The 20,050-nt window shown below is 70.4% G+C and carries 13 protein-coding genes; 5 read left to right on the plus strand and 8 right to left on the minus strand.

Annotated elements, in window-relative coordinates; all coding sequences use genetic code 11:
* The first annotated feature begins 204 nt into the window (after positions 1-204).
* On the plus strand, positions 205-1,479 hold the full coding sequence (locus QQA12_RS16010; RefSeq protein ID WP_226049848.1) for a sialidase family protein: 1,275 nt from the start codon (positions 205-207) through the stop codon (positions 1,477-1,479).
* 126 nt (positions 1,480-1,605) lie between these two features.
* Here the strand turns inward: QQA12_RS16010 and QQA12_RS16015 are convergent, their stop codons facing one another.
* Both QQA12_RS16015 and QQA12_RS16020 read right to left on the minus strand, forming a co-directional pair.
* Positions 1,606-5,385: a translocation/assembly module TamB domain-containing protein gene (locus QQA12_RS16015; RefSeq protein ID WP_226049968.1), complete on the minus strand. Its 3,780-nt coding sequence runs from the start codon at positions 5,383-5,385 to the stop codon at positions 1,606-1,608.
* 92 nt (positions 5,386-5,477) lie between these two features.
* Positions 5,478-7,262: an autotransporter assembly complex family protein gene (locus QQA12_RS16020; RefSeq protein ID WP_226049849.1), complete on the minus strand. Its 1,785-nt coding sequence runs from the start codon at positions 7,260-7,262 to the stop codon at positions 5,478-5,480.
* Between the two features lie 200 nt (positions 7,263-7,462).
* Between QQA12_RS16020 and QQA12_RS16025 the strand changes: the two genes are divergently transcribed.
* Entirely contained in the window at positions 7,463-10,237 is a 2,775-nt protein-coding gene (locus QQA12_RS16025) for a TonB-dependent receptor (RefSeq protein WP_226049850.1), read from the plus strand.
* A gap of 52 nt (positions 10,238-10,289) precedes the next feature.
* Here the strand turns inward: QQA12_RS16025 and QQA12_RS16030 are convergent, their stop codons facing one another.
* The 3 genes from QQA12_RS16030 to glyQ are packed head-to-tail and all read right to left on the minus strand — an operon-like array spanning position 10,290 to position 14,836.
* Positions 10,290-11,852, minus strand: a complete 1,563-nt coding sequence (locus QQA12_RS16030; RefSeq protein ID WP_226049851.1) for a sulfotransferase — start codon at positions 11,850-11,852, stop codon at positions 10,290-10,292.
* Between the two features lie 3 nt (positions 11,853-11,855).
* Positions 11,856-13,928, minus strand: coding sequence for a glycine--tRNA ligase subunit beta (glyS, locus tag QQA12_RS16035; protein ID WP_226049852.1), 2,073 nt, complete (start codon positions 13,926-13,928; stop codon positions 11,856-11,858).
* Complete coding sequence (glyQ, locus tag QQA12_RS16040; RefSeq protein WP_182335669.1) at positions 13,925-14,836, minus strand: glycine--tRNA ligase subunit alpha; 912 nt, start codon at positions 14,834-14,836, stop codon at positions 13,925-13,927. Before glyQ ends, glyS begins: the two co-directional genes overlap by 4 nt.
* A gap of 76 nt (positions 14,837-14,912) precedes the next feature.
* Between glyQ and QQA12_RS16045 the strand changes: the two genes are divergently transcribed.
* The 3 genes from QQA12_RS16045 to QQA12_RS16055 all read left to right on the plus strand — a co-directional run bounded on the left by QQA12_RS16045 (position 14,913) and on the right by QQA12_RS16055 (position 18,486).
* Positions 14,913-16,727: a GspE/PulE family protein gene (locus QQA12_RS16045; protein ID WP_226049853.1), complete on the plus strand. Its 1,815-nt coding sequence runs from the start codon at positions 14,913-14,915 to the stop codon at positions 16,725-16,727.
* On the plus strand, positions 16,724-17,443 hold the full coding sequence (locus QQA12_RS16050) for a glutamine amidotransferase (RefSeq protein WP_054668440.1): 720 nt from the start codon (positions 16,724-16,726) through the stop codon (positions 17,441-17,443). Before QQA12_RS16045 ends, QQA12_RS16050 begins: the two co-directional genes overlap by 4 nt.
* 149 nt (positions 17,444-17,592) lie before the next feature.
* Positions 17,593-18,486, plus strand: coding sequence for a BPSS1780 family membrane protein (locus tag QQA12_RS16055; protein WP_054668441.1), 894 nt, complete (start codon positions 17,593-17,595; stop codon positions 18,484-18,486).
* 86 nt (positions 18,487-18,572) lie between these two features.
* Here QQA12_RS16055 and tatC read toward each other — a convergent pair whose 3' ends face one another.
* From tatC to tatA, 3 genes are read right to left on the minus strand one after another with little or no spacing between them, the layout of a single operon-like run.
* The gene (tatC, locus tag QQA12_RS16060) at positions 18,573-19,316 is read right to left on the minus strand and encodes a twin-arginine translocase subunit TatC (RefSeq protein ID WP_054668442.1); all 744 of its coding nucleotides are present in this window, start codon (positions 19,314-19,316) and stop codon (positions 18,573-18,575) included.
* Positions 19,313-19,753, minus strand: a complete 441-nt coding sequence (gene tatB, locus QQA12_RS16065; protein WP_054668443.1) for a Sec-independent protein translocase protein TatB — start codon at positions 19,751-19,753, stop codon at positions 19,313-19,315. Before tatB ends, tatC begins: the two co-directional genes overlap by 4 nt.
* A gap of 16 nt (positions 19,754-19,769) precedes the next feature.
* A complete protein-coding gene (gene tatA, locus QQA12_RS16070) occupies positions 19,770-19,997 on the minus strand; it encodes a Sec-independent protein translocase subunit TatA (protein ID WP_054668444.1) in 228 nt (75 codons plus the stop codon).
* Between the last annotated feature and the right edge of the window lie 53 nt (positions 19,998-20,050).

The following is a 20,050-nucleotide window of genomic DNA, read 5'->3' on the forward strand; positions in this document are numbered from 1 at the left end:
GGCTGGTATAGGCCATGTCATCGCATATCGCACGGTTACCTATCACTCGCCCTCAGGGTACCCAGATGTCCTAGTTCGCGCGTCGGCGGCAAGCGGTGTGCGCTTCATCGGAACTCCAGCAGGTACAGAACAGGGGGCGACAGTAGCCGGGCACCGGTGGGGGGGGGCAACCGCCAACGGTCACGATGCCGCTATCCTGCGCGCATGCGCATCTTCCCCGTTTCCCTCGCACTGGCGTGTGCGCTGCTCGGCGCCTGCTCCGGCGATGCGCCGGCGCCCGCTGCCGCGGCTGCCGGCCAGGCCCTGCGCCTGCATGCCGAACCGTGGCCGCTGGCGGCCGACGCCAGCGCCGCGCAGCCGGACCTGGTGGCCGCGCCCGACGGCAGCCTGCTGCTGTCGTGGCTGGCGCCGGACGCACAGGGCCACCAGCTGCGCTACGCGCGCTTTTCCGGCGGCCGCTGGCAGCCGGCCCGGCAGATCGCGCGTGGCGACGACTGGTTCGTGAACTGGGCCGACACGCCGCACCTGCGCGCCAGTGCCGACGGTGCGCTCTGGGCGCAATGGCTGCGCAGGTCGGCCGATGCCCCGTATGCCTACGACGTGCAGCTGGCGCGCTCGGCCGACGGCCGGCAGTGGTCGGCGCCGGTCACCGTGCACGATGACGCCACCGCCACCGAACACGGTTTTGTTTCGTTGTGGCCGGAAGGCGCCGACGGCATGGGCATCGCGTGGCTGGACGGACGTCGCACCGCGGGCACCGGGCACGGCGACGGCCACGGCCAAGGCCAAGGCGCGATGACCCTGCGCAGCGCCCGCTTCGATGCCCAACTGGGCAAGCACGACGAGCAGGAGCTGGACCCGATGACCTGCGACTGCTGCCAGACCGGAGCCCACGCCGACGCCAGCGGGGTGTTGCTGGTGTATCGCGGCCGCGACGCCGGCGAGACCCGCGACATCCACCTGCGTCGCCGCACGGCCGCCGGCTGGCAACCGGCACGGCGGGTCCATGCCGACGACTGGGTCATGCCGGCCTGCCCGGTGAACGGCCCGGCGGTCACCGCATACGCTGGCAATGCCTGGGTGGCGTGGTACACCGCGCCGCAGGGCGAACCGCTGCTGCGCCTGGCCCACAGCAGCGATGGCGGCGCCAGCTTCGGCGCGCCGCGCGTGCCGGATCGCGGCACCGGGGTACAGGGACGGGTGCAGGTAGCGGCCGATGCCGATGGCCTGTGGCTGGCGTGGCTGCGCGAGGAGGGGCGCGGGCAATCGCTGTGGCTTGCCCGCTACAGCCCTTCGCTGGACCGCGAGCTCGGCCGCCTGCAGGTTGCGATCCTGCAGGGCCGCGGGCGCGGTACCGGCTTCCCGCGCCTGCTCGCCGACCGCGGCAGCGCGCGGCTGGTATGGACCGACGTGATCGCCGGCAAACCGGTGCTGCGCGGCGCGGTCGTCTCGCCCGTGCCCGCCGCGTCCGCGCCGTGAACCAGCCTGCGCGGTGGCGCGGCCCTCCCCGCCGCACAGGCGCCGGGCCTGGCCGCGCCCGGACGATGGGGCGGTAAACGCCGGATCCACCGGGCGCCCGCCACGGATGCGCGGGCGCGGGCCCGGCTATTTCTCCTTGCGCCAGTTCACCGAGCCGCGGTTCTCCACCGTGCTCGATTCGACCTCGATGTCGAAGCCGCGACGCAGCAGGTACTTGAGGGTCAGCACCGAGCCGCTGCCGATCAGCGATACGCCATAGCCGATGTACAGCTTGGGGGTGATGAACTTGCCCACGCCGATCACCGCACCGCCCAGCGCGCGCGACTGGCTGACCCCGGCATCGTCCAGGCCGAGCCGGGCCCCGACCTGCGCGGCCAGCAGGCCGCTGCCGGCCGACAGCGCCGCGGAGGCAGCGTTGACCTGCTGCGCCTGGTCGCTGCTGGCCATGCTCAGGCTGCGGCCGAGGACCAGGTAGGACAGTGCCTCGGACTGCGACATCGCCGGATCGGACCACACGTCCACGCGCGGTTGCTGCGCGCGGCCGGTGACGACGATGCCGGCGGTGACCTCGCCGATGCCGCGCTGGGCGCGGATGTTGATGCGCGGATCGGAGACGATGCCGTGGTTCCACAGCAGCTGGCCCTGGGTGATGGTCAGGTCCTGGCCATAGGCCTTGTAGCGGCCGCTGACTTCCAGCCCGCCGTTGGCGGTCATCTCGCGGCCGGGACGCGCGCGTACCTGCATCTTTCCGGTGAGCGCGCCCTTCAGGCCGAAGCCGCTCATCTTCACCTTGTCGCCGAGGCTGACCGCCAGGTCCATGTCCAGCGGCGAGGAGCGCGATTGCTCCGGATCGACCGGGTCGAGCACCACCACGTCCTCGGATACCGAGGTGCCGCGGTCCAGGCGTTCCAGGTCGATCGCCGCCTCGGGTACGTGCACGCTGCCGCGCAGCTCCATGGCGGTGCCGGCCAGGGTGAAGTCGAGGTCGGGGTTGGCGACCACGCGCAGTTCGCTGGTGTTGGACACCAGCACCTTGTCGCCGCCGATGTGCAGCCGCAGCGGCTGCGCGTCGCCGAACCAGGACAGGCCGCCGTCGACCCGCAGCGCGCCCTCGCCACCGGTCCTGACCTCGGCGGCGATGCGCGCCGAGCCATCGGGCTGCGCGGTGAAGCTGCCCTTGCCTTCGCTCAGGGCCAGCCCCAGCGCCGGGAACTCGCCGCTGAAATCGCTGAGCTTGGCCTCGCCGCCGAGCGAGGGCTGCGCACGCGTGCCGCGCAGGCTGACATGGCCTTCGACCAGGCCCTTGGGCCGCACCAGGTCGGGCGAGAACAGCTCCATCCAGTACAGCCGCGACATGTTCAGGTACAGCTCGCCGTTGAGCGCGGCGTTCGGCTCCCAGCCGGTCCGCACCTTGGCATCGACGAAGCCGTCGCCCTGGAAACCGACGCCGAGGTAGCCGTTGATGCCGCCGGGCTGCATGTCCACGTTGATGGAGAAGTGGTCGTAGCGCACCAGTTCGCCGCGGGCGTTGTCGCCCAGGCGGATGCCGCCTTCGGCCGAGGCGACCTTGAAGCTGCCTTCCCAGGCCTTGCCGCGCGGGCGCAGCTGGCCATCGATGGTGACCTCGCCGCGCAGGTAGATGCGCCGTCCCGCGTTCGGCGGCAGCCACGGCTGCACCAGCGCCAGCGGCAATGCATCGCCGCGCAGCCGGAGGCCCTCGCGCGGCCAGTTGGCGCCCACGCACAGCGCACCGCCGGTGTCCGAGCCCAGGCAGGTGTCGGCCAGGGTGAAGTTGCCGCCCTGCACGCTGAAGGGCGCGGCCTGGCGCAGCTGCCAGGGCGCGCCCTTGACCGGCGCTACCCGCAACGCCGCCAGCTCGCCCCGCCATGCCTGCCCGGCCTGGCGCACACTGCCGCCCAGGGCGAGCGCGCCCAGTTCGTTGCGGGTGTCGGCCTCCAGCCGCAGGTTCTGCACGCTGCCACGCGCATCGATGCGCACGCTGTCCAGCAGCATGCCCGCTTCCACCGCGCTGGCCTGTACCTGCAGCGCTCCGTTGTCGCCCTTCCACGGCAGGTGGCCGCTGATGCTGGCCTGGCCGGCCTTCCAGTCATCCCAGCGCAGCCCGTCGCCGCGCAGGTCGGCGGTGACGTCCGGCTGGGCCGGCGTGCCCCGCAGCTGCAGGGTGCCGGCCAGGCTGCCGCTGGCGCCGGGCAGCAGGTCGGACAGGTGCAACGGCTGCAGCCGCGCATCCACGTCGAGGCGGTCGCCCACCTTGCCCTTGGCCTCGATGCGGCTGTCGCCCATCACCAGGCGCACGTCGCCTTCGCCCTGGGTGCCCTGCATGGCCAGCCGGGCACGCGCGTCGACGCTGCGGCCACGCAACCTGCCCTTGAGCTGCGGCACGTCCAGGGTGGCCTCGAACCGCATGTCCGCGGTGCCGGCCGGCGGCGGCAGCTGCTTGCCGCGGGAGGCAAGCGTGCCGGACAGCTTGCCTTCCCAGCCCGGCACGAAATAGCCCGGGTCGAAGCTGGCCAGGCGCGCATCCACGTCCCACGACAGCGCCGGCTGCCAGGCCGCCGAACCGGTGAGATCGAGCGAGCCGCCGGGCGTGCTCGCCGCGAGCTTCTCGATGCGCGCCTGCTGGTCACTGCCACGCAGGTCGAAGTCCAGGCGGGCGTCCTGCGCCTCGCGCGCGACCTCGGCCTTGCCGATCGCCGCCCAGTTCTTCAGCGTGCCCGCCACGCCGAGCCGCGCTTCCTTCAGGTGCAGCGGCGCCGGCGTGATGCCGGGCGCCGACGGATCGGGCGCGGGGGTCCAGGTCAGCTGGTTGGCGACCACCGCGAAGCGGAAGCCGGGGTTCTGCGTGTCGCTGAAGTCGGCGCTGCCCTGCAGGCGCAGCTCGCCACCGAAGGCCTCGGCCACCAGCGGCGAGACGGTCAGCACCTGGTTGTCGATGACGACATTGGACGGCGCCAGCACCAGTTCCTGGTCACCCTGGCGCACGCGGCCCTGCAGCCGCGCGCTGCCGCCGCGGCCGCGCGCGTTGAAATCCAGCGCCAGCGGCGCGGGCGCCTGCGCCAGGTACTGCGCCGGCACCAGCTGGCCGAGGTCCAGTTCCTCGCTGCGCGCGGCCACGCTCCACACCGGGTCGCTGCGGCCATCCAGCACCAGGCTGGCATGCAGCGGCCTGGGCGCGTACCCGGCCAGCGCCACCTCCATGTGCGCCAGGTCGCCGCGCGCGACCAGTCCCAGCCGCGTCCGCGGCTGGCCCGGCCGCGCCGGCATCAGCGCGCGCACGGTGAGGTCGGTGCGGTAATCCTGGCGCGGCAGGTAGTGGCCGTCGATGCCGAAGTCGCCCAGGTTGCCGTCCACCTGCAGGCCGATGGCGCGGAACTCGCCGTCGGCGGCTTCCAGGCCACCGCGGATACGGGTGATGTCGATCGGCGGCGCATCCTGCTGGACGATGCGCAGGCCATCGATCTCGATGGTGTCGGCCTGCAACGCCAGCGGCAGGGTGATGGCCGGCAGGACGTCCGGCCAGCGCGGCAGCTCGAACGGCTTGTCCTCCGGCGGCCCCAGCTCCAGCTGCGCGTTGCTGATGCGCAGCAGGTCCAGGCGCAGCTTGCGCCCCAGCAGCGGGCGGATGTCCGGGTCCAGGTAGGCCTGGGCGGCGCTGAAGTGGATGTCCTGGTAGCGGAAGTCCAGGTCGTGCAGCACCAGCGGCCCGGCCAGCGGGCCTTCGACCTTGCTCCAGGTCAGCGACGAATCGGCCGGCAGCCGCGCCACCACCTGCGCCAGCAGCACGTCGCGGCCGGCCACGGTCTGCAGCAGCCAGTACAGCGCCAGCGACGCCAGCACCACCAGCACGCCGATGCCGATGCCGCTGCGGATCGCCAATGTGCGCATGCGCGCGCGGCGCCGCGCGCGCAGTTCGGCGATGCGCGCCTCGCGTTCCTCGGGGGTGATGTCGGCAGGCGCGGCGGACGCGGGACGGCGGCTCACAGGTCGGCTCCGATGTTCAGGTACAGCTGGAACTGCGAGTCGGGGTGGTTCAGGCCATGGGCGATGTCGATGCGCACCGGCCCGACTGGCGATTTCCAGCGCACGCCAAGGCCCACGCCGGTATGCAGGTCGATGGTGTTGTCGAAGGCGCTGCCGGTATCGACGAACACCGCCGCGCCCCACGGACCGCCACCGAAGTAATGCTCGTACTCGGCCGAGCCGACCACCAGGTGCTTGGCGCCGAGCGCGTACTTGTCCGGGGCGGGCGTGCGCGGCCCCACTTCACGCCATGCGTAGCCGCGGATCGAACGGTCGCCGCCGGCGAAGTAGCGCAGGCTCGGTGGCATCACCACCAGGTCGCCGGTCCAGGTGGTGCCGGCCTGGCCGCGCAGGATCAGGCGGTCGCTGTCGCCCAGCGGCATGTACCAGCGCACGGTGGCGTCGGCCTGGATGAAGCTGGTGTCCGAACCGGCACCCTGGATGCCGCCGCGCAGCGTGGCGTTGCCGCTGAAGCCGCGGCGCGGGAAGGCCTTGTCGTCCACGTTCACGTAGTCGGCGGTCAGCTGCGGGTACACCAGCGTCGAGTACTGGTAGACCGCGTCGGTGAACGGGTCGCCGGAGCTGTAGCGCCAGCGCTCGCGCAGCGCGTTGACCGAGGCGATCGCGGTCCAGTACTCGTTGATCTCGCCGCTGCGGCTGCCGATGAGCTTGAAGTTGCGCATGTCCAGGTAGCGCGTCTGCTCGTCGTAGGCGCTGATGGCGAAGGTGTACCAGCCGTCGAGCCAGAGGAATGCGGGTATCCGGTAGCTGGTGACCAGGCTCTTGCGCTTCTGCGCGTAGTCCAGCTGCGTGTTGAGCTTGTGCCCGCGGCTGTTGACGTAACGCCGCTCCACCCCGCCGCGCACACCCGGGCCGCTCTCGCTGCCATAGCTGAGGCCGGCGGTGTAGATGGTGCGCTTGGCCAGGGTGAGGTTCACGTCCACCGGCACCTCGCCGTCGCCATAGGCGTCTTCCGGGCGCGGCTGGATGTCGATGGTGCTGAAGTAGTCCAGCTTGGTCAGCGATTCGCGCAGGCGGTCGAGCTTGCCCTCGTGCCAGTAACTGCCCTGCTCCCAGTACACCAGCGGGTCGAACAGCCCGGGGCGGAAATAGTCCTGGTTGAAGGTGATCCGGCCCATGTTGTAGCGGCGGCCGCTGTCCCAGCTCAGGAAAATGTCGGCCGCGTCCTGCGCGCGGGTGATCTCGACCTTGCGCTGGGTGAAGTCCGAGTCGAAGTAGCCGCGCTCGGACAGGCGCCGGGTGATGACCACCTTGCTGGCCTCGTAGGTGGTGTGGTCGAACGGCTCGCCCTCACGCGGCTGGAAGTCCTCCAGGTCCTGCTGCAGGTAGCGGTCGCGCGCGGCCGGGCCGGTGATGACCACCTCCGACTGGCGCACCCGCACCGGCTCGCCCTTGTGCACCTCGATCACCACCCGCACCGTGTCGCCCTCGCGCGGCGCCTCGACGGTGATGGTCGGGTTGTAATAGCCGAACGGCTCCAGCGCCTGCCGGGTCTGCCGCTCGGCCTGCGACAGCAGGTACTCCAGGCGCGACTCGCCCTGCACCTTGCCGATGGTGTCGTACAGCGACAGCGACACCTCGATGTTCTCGATGATCGCCGCGTCGTCGCCCTTGTCCAGCCCCTTGATCTGGACCTTCTCGATCGTGCCGCGGGCATGGGCGAAGGGAACGGCGGCGAACGTGGCCAGAAACAGGGCAAATGCGAAGGTCTTGGGCAGCATAGCGACAGCATACCGGGCGCTCGTGAAGGCCGGAATCATCACGGCGGTTTCACCTGGACGGTTAAATTATCGTGAACGCATCCAGCCTCCTCCGGTCATGCATGCGTCGTCGCGGCCCCCCGCGGGCGAGCCCGCTCATGGAAGAGCACCGGTCCGACTGGGTTCCACCGTCCACCCGCCATGAGCCAGGAATCCATCTGATGAAACGCCAGCTGCTGAGCGCCGCGATCTGCGCCGCCATCACCGCCCATTCGCCGCTGTCCTTCGCCCAGTCCGACGACAGCGGCGACAAGAAGGGCGTCGAGACCCTCGACCGCATCACCGTCACCGGCTCGCTGATCCCGCAGGTCCAGGTGGAAACCGCCACGCCGATCACCTCGATCAGCGCGCAGGACATCCAGAAACAGGGTTTCAAGGACGTCTACGAGGTACTGCGCTCGCAGCCGCTGGCCACCGGCGCGGTGCAGGACAGCCAGTTCTCCGGCGGTTTCACCCCCGGGGCCAAGCCGATCAGCCTGCTGGGCCTGGATCCGGGTTTCACCCTGGTCCTGATCGACGGCCGCCCCATGGCCGACTACCCGCTGCTGTACAACGGCCAGAGCAATTTCGTCGACCTGGCCAGCATCCCCACCTCGATGGTCGAGCGCATCGACATCGCGCCCGGCAACCAGTCGTCGATCTACGGCTCCAGCGCCATCGCCGGCGTGGTCAACATCATCCTGAAGAAGCGGCTGGATGGCACCCAGATGAGCTTCCGCATGGGCAGCTACGACGGCGGCGGCGGCGGCAACCAGCGCTTCCAGCTGACCAGCGGCCACAGCTGGGACAAGCTGGACCTGACCGCCGGCCTGCAGTTGAGCAATCAGGATCCGATCTACGGCTTCAACCGCAAGGACTTCGACTCCACCAACGACAACCCCAACCCGGCCGCGCGCTATGGCAGCCGCACCTTCGTCCACAACGCCAGCAATGGTGCCTACATCGATCCCGGTGCCGCTGCCTGCGCGCCGCTGTCCGGCCTGTTCGGCGGCACAACCATCTACGACACCCGTCCCGGGCGCGGCAACTACTGCGGCAGCCGCTACGAGCCGGGTTATTCGACCATCCTCAACAAGGAGCGCAGCGCGTCAGGCTACGCCAACCTGAACTATGCGCTCAACGACAGCACCGACGTCTACGCCACCGTGCTGCTCAACCGCACCAAGAACGAGAGCAACTCCGGTTCGCGCTTCTGGCAGCCCTCGATCGATACCAGCGGCTACATCTTCAACAACCTCACCGGCGACCTGGAGAGCTACCAGCGCATCTTCTCGCCGGAGGAGACCGGCGACCGCGACTTCAACAACGAGCGCCAGACCGCCGATTCCTACAACGTCGCGCTGGGCATCAAGGGCACCGTGGGCCAGTCCAACTGGGACTACAACGCCTACTACGCGCGCTCGGAGTACCACATCGACAGCCGCCAGTGGTGGCCGCTGAAGGACAAGGTGGAAGACTTCTTCCGCGAGCACTTCCTGGGGCCGCAGCTGGGCGACTATTACGGCTACCCGATCTACGAACCCAACGACGCGGGCTTCTACACGCCGCTGACGCCGGAGCAGTACCGCAGCTTCCAGGGCGAGATCCGCACCAAGTCCAAGACCTGGACCCAGAACGTCAACCTGCAGTTCACCAACACGTCGCTGTTCTCGCTGCCGGCCGGCGACGTCGGCTTCGCCGGCGTGCTGCAGGCCGGCCAGCAATCCTGGAGCAACCCCACCGACCCGCGCGTGGTCAACGACCAGTTCTGGGGCCTGAGCGGCACCCAGGGCGCGGGCAAGCGGGACAACTGGGCCGCGGCGGTGGAACTGCGCGTGCCGATCTTCAGCCGGCTCACCGCCAGCCTGTCCGGGCGCTACGACGATTACAAGAACAAGGGTGGCGGCAGCGATTCGCGCGCGACGTGGAAGGCGGCGCTGGAGTTCCGGCCGCTGGATTCGCTGCTGTTCCGCGCCAACTACGCCACTGCGTTCAAGTCGCCGGACATGGCCTACGTGTTCGCCGGCGACAGTGGCTTCTATACCTTCGTGCCCGATTACTACCGTTGTGCCACCGAAGAACCCGGCGTCCCGATCAGCCAGTGCTCCTACAACGACGAACAGGTGCGTGGCTCGCGCGCCGGCAACCCCGACCTGAAGTCGATCACCGCCAAGTCGTGGGGTGGTGGCGTGGTGTGGTCGCCCAATGCGCAGTTCACCGTCAGCGCCGACTACTACCGCATCAAGATCGACAACAAGGTCGCCGATCTCGACCTGGACCTGCTGCTGCGCAACGAAGCGGCCTGCCGCCAGGGCCAGCTGGACGCCAGTTCGCCCACCTGCGTCGATGCCCTACAGCGCATCGGCCGCGCCGGGGCCAACGCGCCGCAGCCGAACCAGATCAACACGGTGGCGGTGAACCCGATCAACGTGGCCAAGGAGGACGTGAGCGGCATCATCGCCAACATGGACTACCGCTGGGCCACCGATGCGTGGGGCAGCTTCATGCTGGGGGCGCGCTACAACGTCACCCTCAAGCACGAGAGCCAGCAGTACCCGGAAGACCCGGTGATCGACCTGCTGCGCGATCCGTACTATTCGTCCGAGTTCAAGAACATCTTCAGTGGCACCGTGGGCTGGCAGATGGGCGACTGGACCACCACCCTGTACGGCATCCGCTACGGGCGCACGCCGAACTTCGCCGCGCAGGACAGCACCCAGGGTTACGCTGCCAACAACGCCGGCCGGGTCAAGGCGTGGACCACCTTCAACCTGACCGTCGACTACGCGGTGACCGACGACGTTTCGCTGAGCCTGACCGCCAACAACCTGACCGGCGAACGGCCGCCGCGCGACCGCACCTACACCAGCTATCCGTACTACAACATCTTCAACTACAACGGCTACGGCCGCTCCTACATGCTCGAAGTGAACTGGCGCTTCGGGCGCAGCCAGTAGCCCTTGCGGCCAGGGGAAGGAACGGGGGCGGCCACGGCCGCCCCTGTTCTTTTCACCCGGGCGCCTGCAGGCGCTCGCGCAGCGGCGCGAGCCGGTCGGCATAACGCCGCCATTCCTCGACATTGCGCGCGTGCACCGGCTCGCGCACCTGCACGCTGCTCAGCGTGGCGGTAGCCGCGGCGTTGCGGGTCAGGTCACTGGCGCCATGCTCCGCAGCCAGGCCGCAGCGGGCCAGCACCTGCGCCAGCGCCGCATCGGGATCGTGGACCATCGCTTCGTAGTCGATCTCCAGCACCCGCCCGGGCAGGTGCCGCTGCCAGGCACGCATCAGCTGCGCGTGGGCATGGTGGTGCGCGGCCAGCGCATCCAGGTCGTAGCTGTAGCCGTAGGAGTCGCCGAACATCGCCCGGTAGTTGGAGAAGCACACCGCCATCGGATCGCGGCGCACGTACACGATCAGCGCCTGCGGCAGTGCGCGCGCGATGGGCCCGGCCAGCAGGTAGTTGGGCGGCAGCTTGTCGATGAAGCGGCGCTGCCCATCCAGCCGCCAGCGCACCTGCCGCAGATAGCCCTGGCCGATGCCGCGGTAATCCAGTGTCGCCAGTGCCTGCAGCAGCGGCGGGTCCAGCAGCGCGCGTCCGGCCTGGTCGGCGGCCCAGCGCAGCTGCTGGGCGAAATCGCCGAGTTCGCCGGCCGACGCCACCTGCGAATGGTTGCCGAGCATGCGCTCCAGCACCGTGGTGCCCGAGCGCGGCATGCCGATGATGAAGATCGGCTGCGCGCCGCCGTCGTCCTCCACGCCATCGGCCGCGGCAAAGACACCGCCGGCCGCCAGCCGCGCCATGGCGGCGTGCTGGGCGCCGTCGGCCTGCGGGTCGTGGCGCAGCCGCCGCCACATCACCGCATTGCCCTGGCGCAGCGCGTTCCAGGCGCCGTCCAGGTCGCCCAGGTCCTCCAGTTCCTTGTACAGCGCGAAGCACAACGCCGCCGCGTCCTCGCCGTCGGCGTCGACCGCCTGCAGCTGCCGGCGCAGCGCGTCGACATGGTGGTCGCCTGCGTCCCAGCGGCGCAGGCGCGCGCGCGTCAGCGCGGCGCGGCCATGGCCCGGGCGCAGCTGCAGGCAGCGCGCCAGCGCCTGCCCGGCCGCGTCCAGTTCGCCGTTGAACTGCAGCTGCACGCCAAGGAAGTACTGGAAGTCGGCATTGTCGAAGCCGGCCGCGGCAGCGCGCCGCATCAGCCGCAGCGCATCGGCGTGCAGGCCCAGCGACTGCAGCACGTGGGCCAGCGCCGCCAGGGTGGCAGCATCGTCGCAGCGCGCCACGCACGCCTGCCGCATCAGCGCCGCCACGCCTTCGCTGTCGCCCACGCGCAGCAGCGCCTGCGCCACCCGCAGCAGCAGCGCTGGATCGTCATGTTCCTGCACAGCTGCCAGCTGCAGCTGCTGCACCGCTTCGCGCAGGCGCCCCTGGGCCAGTACCGTACCGGCCAGCATCACCCGCGCGTAGGCGTGCGCGGGCTGCCGTTCCAGCACCGCCAGCAGGTGCCGGCGCGCCTCCGGCATGTCGCGCCGGGCCAGTGCGGCCTGCGCGGACTGCCAGGAGGCGGCCACGTCCATGCCTCAGCCGGACAGGTGCTCGATCGCCGCCACGCTGCCCAGGCGGTCGCCCAGGGTACGCAGCAGCGCGAGGCGGTTGCCACGCAGCGCCGGGTCCTCGGCGTTGACCATGACCCCGTCGAAGAACGCGTCGACCTGCGGCCGCAGGCGCGCCAGGCGGCCCAGCACGCTGACGTAGTCCTTCTGCGCCAGCGCCGCGCCGGTGTCGTCGATGGCCGCAACCACCGCTTCGGCCAGTTCGCTCTCGGCCGGCTCGCGCAGCAGCGCCGGGTCGATCATGCCCGGGATGTCGCCCTCGGCCTTGCGCAGGATGTTGCGGATGCGCTTGTTGGCCGCGGCCAGCGCCTCGGCTTCCGGCAGCTGGGCGAAGGTGCCGATGGCGTCGATGCGGCGGTCGAAGTCGTACAGCGAGGCCGGCTTCAGTTCGACCACGGCGTTGAAGTGCGTGGCCGGCACGCCCCTGTCGGCGTAGTAGCCCTTCAGGCGGTCGAGGATGAAGTCGTACAGCTCGCCGGTGTCGGCCTGCACCTCGCGCCCGGCCAGGCCGGCATTGGCGGCGGCCAGCAGCGCCGGCAGGTCCAGGTCGAAGCCCGACTCGATGATCGTGCGCGCCAGGCCCAGCGCATTGCGGCGCAGCGCGAACGGGTCCTTGTTGCCGGTCGGCTTGAGCGCCGCGGCGAAGCCGCCGGCCAGGGTGTCCAGGCGCTCGGCGATGGCCAGCACCTTGCCCAGCGGCGAGGCGGCGATGTCATCGGCGGCGAAGCGCGGCTGGTAGGCCTCGTCGATGGCCAGTGCGACCGCGGGCGATTCGCCACCGGCCACGGCGTAGTGGCGGCCGGCGATGCCCTGCAGTTCCGGGAACTCGCCCACCATGCGCGACTGCAGGTCGTTCTTGGCCAGCTCGGCGGCGCGCCTCGCCTGCCCCGGGTCGGCACCCACCTGCCCGGCGATGCGCTGCGCCAGCGCGCTCACGCGCTGCACCTTGTCGGCGACCGTGCCCAGCTTGGCCTGGTAGGTGACGGTCTTCAGCCCGTCGCCCATCGCCGCCAGGCCCTGCTTGAGGTCCTCGTCGAAGAAGAACTTGGCATCGGAGAACCGCGGGCGGATCACCCGCTCGTAGCCCTTGGCCACCTCGGCCACGTCCTTCGATTCGATGTTGGCGATGCCGATGAACTTCTCGGTCAGCCTGCCGCCGGCATCCAGCACCGGGAAGAACTTCTGGTTGATCTCCATCGTCTCGATCAGCGCTTCCTGCGGCACCGCCAGGAATTCGCGTTCGAAACTGCACAGCACCGCCGACGGCCATTCGACCAGATTGACCACCTGCTCCAGGTTGTCGTCGGTGATGCGCGCCACGCCGCCGGCCTGCGCCGCGGCCGCGTTGACCTCGTGCACGATGCGCTCGCGGCGCGCGTCGGCGTCGACCAGCACGTACGCCGCCTTCAGCGATTCGATGTAATCGGACGGGTGGCTCAGCCACACCTGCTTGTCGGCCATGAAGCGGTGGCCGCGGCTGAAGCGGTCGGACTTCAACCCGAGCAGCTCGGCGTCGACGACCTCGTTGCCGTGCAGCAGCACCAGCCAGTGCACCGGGCGGGCGAAGGCGTACTCGTGCGCGCCCCAGCGCATCGGCTTGGGGATCGGCATCGCGGCGATGGCCTCGCGCACGATCTCCGGCAGCAGCGTGGCGGTCTTCGCGCCCGGCGTCACCGAACGCAGCACGAAGCGCTCGCCCTTGGCATCGGTGGTGCGCTCCAGCGCGGTCCAGTCGATGCCGGCCTTGGCGGCGAAGCCCTGCAGCGCCTTGGTCGGTTCGCCGTTGGCGTCCAGCGCGATGTTCAGGTACGGGCCGAACACTTCCGAGTGCTGCTCGGGCTGCTCGGTTTCCACGCCCGGCAGCAGTACCGCCAGGCGGCGCGGGGTGGACAGCGGCTTGGCGTCGTCGCGCTCGAAGGCGATGCCGCGCCGGGCCAGCCCGTCGACCACGCCGTCGAAGAACGCCTGCGCCAGGCCCGGCAGCGCCTTGACCGGCAGCTCTTCCACGCCCAGTTCGATCAGCAGCGGCTGCATGCTCATGCCTGCACCTCCCTGGCCGCCACCGCTTCCAGGCGCTTGGCCTCGTACAACCTGGCCACCGCCTGGGCCAGCGCGCGCACGCGCAGGATGTAGCGCTGGCGCTCGGTCACCGAGATGGCGCGGCGCGCGTCCAGCAGGTTGAACGAATGGCTGGCCTTGCACACCTGCTCATAGGCCGGCAGCGGCAGCCCGGCCTCGACCAGCTTCTGCGCTTCCTGCTCGCAGGCGTCGAAGCGGTGGAACATTTCGGCCACGTCGGCATGCTCGAAGTTGTAGGTGCTCTGCTCCACCTCGTTCTGGTGGTAGACGTCGCCGTAGGTGACCGGGGTGCCATCCGGACCGTAGGTCCACACCAGGTCGTAGACGTTGTCGCAGTTCTGCAGGTACATGCACAGCCGCTCCAGGCCGTAGGTGATCTCGCCCAGCACCGGCTTGCACTCCAGGCCGCCGGCCTGCTGGAAGTAGGTGAACTGGGTGACCTCCATGCCGTTGAGCCACACTTCCCAGCCCAGGCCCCAGGCGCCGAGGGTCGGCGATTCCCAGTTGTCCTCGACGAAGCGCAGGTCGTGCACCAGCGGGTCGATGCCCAGCGCCTTGAGCGAATCCAGGTACAGCTGCTGGATGTTGTCCGGGCTCGGCTTCATCGCCACCTGGTATTGGTAGTAGCGCTGCAGGCGGTTGGGATTCTCGCCGTAGCGGCCGTCGGTGGGGCGGCGGCTAGGCTGCACGTAGGCGGCGTTCCAGCTTTCCGGGCCGATCGAGCGCAGGAACGTGGCCGGGTGGAAGGTGCCGGCGCCCACTTCCAGGTCCAGCGGCTGGATCAGCACGCAGCCCTGCTTCGCCCAGTAGTCGTTGAGGGTCTGGATCAGGCCCTGGAAAGTGATGGGAACGGTGGGAGTCGCGGACATGCTGCCTGGGCCGTACGGATGGGTGCGCTAGTATAGCGAGCGACCGCGCGGCGGCCGCGCCAGCAAGGAGTTTCAGGTGGAACACCCGGCCGCACCGAGCGTCCCGACCCCGCCGTCCCCGGTGGCCATCGCCCCGGGCCGGCTGCAGTTCTCCAACATTGCCGCCGCGGTGCTGGGCGACGGGCTGGTGGCCGCGCACGACCAGGAGCGCATCCGCTTCTCCGCACAGGGCGCGCGCAACGCCAGCGAGGTGCACCCGCTGGTGCTGCTGGCCAACCTCAAGCTGGCCGCGGCGCCCCCGGCCTCCGGCGAACTCGGGCTGGAGCGGCTCACCGAATGGCTGGCCGCCCGCACCGGGGTCCGCTACCTGCGCATCGACCCCACCCGGGTGGACGTGGCCAACGCCACCGCGGTGGTTTCCCACGCCTATGCCCGGCGCCACCGGATCCTGCCGCTGGCGATGGACGCCGAGCGGGTGCTGGTGGCCACCAGCGAGCCGATGGCGCGCGACTGGATACCCGACCTGCAGCACCTGACCCGGCGCCGGATCGAGATCGTGCTGGTCAACCCGCTGGACCTGCACCGCTACTCGATGGAGTTCTTCGGCGTCACCCGCTCGGTGCGCAATGCCCGCAGCGACGCGCGTACCGAGGGCGGCAGCCTGCCCAGCTTCGAGCAGCTGGTGGAACTGGGCCGCGCCGGCGACGTCAACGCCGACGACCACCACGTGGTCAGCATCGTCGACTGGCTGCTGCAGTACGCCTACGAGCAGCGCGCCAGCGACATCCACCTGGAGCCGCGCCGCGACATGGGCCGGGTGCGGTTCCGCATCGACGGCGTGCTGCACAAGGTGTTCGAGCTGCCGCCGGCGGTTATGACCGCCGTGATCAGCCGCATCAAGGTGCTCGGGCGCATGGACCTGGCCGAGCGCCGGCGCCCGCAGGACGGCCGCATCAAGACCCGCTCCCCGGGCGGGCGCGAGGTCGAGATGCGCCTGTCGACCATGCCCACCGCGTTCGGCGAGAAGTGCGTGATGCGCATCTTCGACCCGGACGCGGCGTTCAAGAGCATCGAGCAGCTGGGCTTCAGCCCGGAGGAAGCCGCCGGCTGGAACGAGCTGGTCGCGCGCCCGCACGGCATCGTGCTGGTCACCGGCCCCACCGGCTCGGGCAAGACCACCACCCTGTACTCCACGCTCAAGCGCCTGGCCACCCCGGACGTCAACGTGTGCACGGTGGAGGACCCGATCGAGATGATCGCGCCCGAGTTCAACCAGATGCAGGTGCAGACCAACATCGACCTGGACTTCGCCAGCGGCGTGCGCACCCTGCTGCGCCAGGACCCGGACATCATCATGATCGGCGAGATCCGCGACCTGGAGACCGCGCAGATGGCGGTGCAGGCCTCGCTGACCGGCCACCTGGTGCTGTCCACCCTGCACACCAACGACGCCCCCTCGGCCATCACCCGCCTGCTCGACCTGGGCGTGCCGCACTACCTGATCGCTTCCACCGTCAACGGCGTGCTGGCGCAGCGCCTGGTGCGCACGCTGTGCCCGCACTGCAAGCGCGCCGACGTGCTCGACGACGAGGACTGGGCGCCGCTGCGTGATGGCAATGAGGCATTACCTGATGCCATCCACGCCTGTGCGCCGGTGGGTTGCCTGGAGTGCCGGCGCACCGGCTACCTGGGCCGGATCGGCCTGTATGAACTGCTGCCACTGGGCCCGCGGCTGCGTTCGCTGATCCGCGCGGACATGGACCTGGCCGGTTTCAGCCACGCCGCGCGCGCCGACGGGCTGCGCACGCTGCGCCGTACCGGGCTTGAAAAGGTGGCGCAGGGGCTGACTACAATCGAGGAAGTCCTGTCGGTCCTGCCCCCAGCGGAATGAAACCCCCGCCGTTCCTCATCATCGAAACCGGGCAACCGTTCCCGAGCCTGCGCCGCTACGGCCGCTTCCCGCACTGGATCCGCGTCGCCGCGGGCCTGGAGCAGGCCGAGACCGTGGTGGTGAATGTCGAGCACGGCGAGCGCCTGCCCGCGCGCCACGGCTTCGCCGCCACCATCGTCACCGGCTCGGCGGCCTTCGTCACCGACCGCGCCGAGTGGAGCGAGCGCAGCGCCGACTGGCTGCGCGAGGCCGCCCACGCCGGCATGCCGCTGCTGGGCATCTGCTACGGCCACCAGCTGCTGGCGCACGCGCTCGGCGGGCAGGTGGACTACAACCCGGCCGGGCGCGAATCGGGCACCATCCGCCTGGAACTGGACCCGGCCGCCGCCGGCGATCCGCTGTTCGGCGGGCTGCCGGCCAGTTTCCCGGCCCAGGCCACCCACCTGCAGACCGTGCTCCGGGCACCGGCGGGCGCCACCGTGCTGGCACGCTCGGCACAGGACGGCTGCCACGCGTTCCGCTGGGGCGACAACGCCTGGGGCCTGCAGTTCCACCCGGAATTCGCCACCCACCACATGCGCGGCTACGTGCGCGCCCGCGCCGACTGCATTGCCCGCCACGGCGGCTGCGCGCGCACCGTGTCGCGCCAGGTCAGCGCCGCGCCGCAGGCGCGCCAGCTGCTGCGCCGTTTCGTGCGCCACGCCCGCACGCTGTAACCGCGCCGGCGCCCGGCGCCGCGCGGTGCCGGCAGCGCAGCCGGTGGCGGAATGCAGGTTCCCGTGGCGCGACTCGCCCGTCGGCCGGGTTCGGGCGATAATCCGCCCACGCCGGCGTGGTGCCGGCGCTCCCCCTTCTCGGAACTGCAATGGGCGATATTCGCAAGGTGCCGGCCTCCGCCGGCGCGGAATGGCTGCTGGCCGGCTTCGGCCTGCTCAGGCGCGCGCCGCTGGCGCTGGGCTCGCTGGGCATCCTCTGGGGCGTTGGCGCCTCGCTGGTGCTGTCGCTGTCCCTGCTGGTGCCGGCACTGGGCACCCTGGTGCAGTTCCTGCTGCTGCTGGCCGGGCCGCTGTTCATGGGCGGCCTGTTGTGGGCCGTGCGCGAAGTGGACCAGAACCGCCCGGCGCGTCCGGCGCACCTGCTCGAGGGCGTGCGCGAAGGCCGCGCCCCGCACCTGCTGGTGGCGCTGCTGCCGCAGCTGGTGGCGGCGCTGCTGCTGGGCACGCTGCTGCTGGTACTGGTCGGCAGCGACGGCCTGCAGCGGCTGTCGGACGTGATGCTGCGGATCAACGAGCTGAGCCAGTCCGGCGCGCAGCCGGACCCGGCGCAGATCGAGGCGCTGGTGGCGACGCTGCCGGCCGGGCGCATCTTGCTGTGGCTGCTGCTGATGCTGGCCACCTTCGCCGCGCTGACCCTGGCGCTGTTCGTGATGCCGCCGCAGGTGATGTTCCAGCGCACCGGCGGCTGGCACGCGCTGCGCCGCAGCCTGCGTTCGAGCCTGCACAACCTGCCGGCGATGCTGGTGTTCTTCGTGCTGGCCTTCATCGCCATCTTCGCGATCTATTTCGCGGTGATGATCCTAGCGGTCATCGTCGGCCTGGTCGCCGGCCAGACCGCGGCCATGGCGGTGGCGCAGCTGCTGCTGATGGCCGTGCTGATGCCGGTGTTCGCCGGCGCGGTGTACGCGGCCTGGAAGCAGATGCTGGGCCCGACCGCGGCCGCGGCGGCATCACCGCCGGACATGCACGTCATCGAAGCCTGAGTTGAGCCACACCGCGGCGGCGGTGCGGCGTCCCCGCCGGGCGGCACGCAGGCGGCTGCAACGCCCCGATCGGGTGGGTGCCGTGCTTACGGCTCGGAGGCCGGCTGCCTGCGTGGCTGCAGCCAGCGCGAGGCGTGGATGCCCAGTTCGTAGAGCACGCACATCGGGATCGCCAGCATCAGCTGCGAGACCACGTCCGGCGGGGTCAGCACCGCGGCCAGCACGAAGATGCCGACAATGGCGTAGCCGCGCCCCTCGCGCAGCTGCTGCGGCGTGACCCAGCCCAGCAGCACCAGGATCACCATCGCCACCGGCAGCTCGAAGCTGGCGCCGAAGGCGAAGAAGATCGCCAGCACGAAATCCAGGTAGGCGTTGGCGTCCGGGGTGATGGCGATCACTTCCGGGCGGAACGTGGTCAGGAAATGGAACACCGCCGGCAGCACCAGGAAGTAGGCGAACGCGCAGCCGATGTAGAACAGCGCCACCGCCGAGGCGAGCAGCGGTACGGCCAGGCGCTTCTCGCGCGCATACAGGCCCGGCGCCACGAATGCCCAGGCCTGGTACAGCAGCCAGGGCACGGCGATGAACACGGCGGTGAAGAACGTCAGCTTGAGCGGCGCGAAGAACGCGCCGGCCGGATTGGTGGCGATCATCGACTGCCCAGCGGGCAGCTGCGATATCAGCGGCGTCGCCAGGTGGTTGTAGAGCGTGCGCGCGAACGGCAGCAGCGCCAGCAGCACCACGCCCAGCCCCAGCAGGCCGCGCACCAGGCGTGCGCGCAGCTCGACCAGGTGCTCGATCAACGGGCTTTCGTTGAAGTCATCGCTCATGGCGCGCGCTCCGTGGGGGCCGGCGACGCCACCGCTTCGGTCATCTCCGGCGCAGGTGCCTGCGCGGGGGCCGCTTCGGGCGCCGGCAGCGCCTGCGCCGTGCGCTCATCGCCTGCATCGGCGGCGGGCGGCGCGGGGGCGGCAACGGCATCGACCTCACTGCGCAGCGCATCCACGTCGCCGCGCAGCTGGGTGGCGCCTTCCTGCAGGTCGCGTTCGGCCTGCTGCACCGACTGCCGCACGCTGCGCAGGTTGCGCTGCAGTTCTTCGGCCTGCAGTTCGCGCTCGAGCTCCTGCTTGACCGAATCCCACTGGTTGCGCGCACGGCGCACCCACAGCCCGGCAAAGCGCGCCGCCTTGGGCAGCCGTTCGGGGCCCAGAACCACCAGCGCCACCACCCCGATCAGCAGCAGTTCGCTGAAGCCGATATCGAACACGCGTGGAACCTTCGGTTCAGCGCGTCTCGCGGTCGCGCTCGGCCTGCGTGTCGCGGCTGGATTCGCGTTCGCGCGATTCGTCGTTCAGGCGCGCCGGCGGCGCGTCGTCATCGCGCATGCCCTTCTTGAATTCCTTGACCGCGCTGCCCAGATCCTTGGCGCCGCTCGTCAGCCGCTTGGTGCCGAACACCAGCACGACGATGACCAGCACGATCAACCAATGCCAGATGCTGAAACTGCCCATGATCCGCTCGCGTTATTCGGTGTGGAGGTCAGTGAGCATAACGCACCCGGCCC

The organism is Stenotrophomonas sp. 17(2023) (genome assembly GCF_030345315.1).
In the GTDB taxonomy this organism is placed as follows: Bacteria; Pseudomonadota; Gammaproteobacteria; order Xanthomonadales; family Xanthomonadaceae; genus Stenotrophomonas; species Stenotrophomonas acidaminiphila.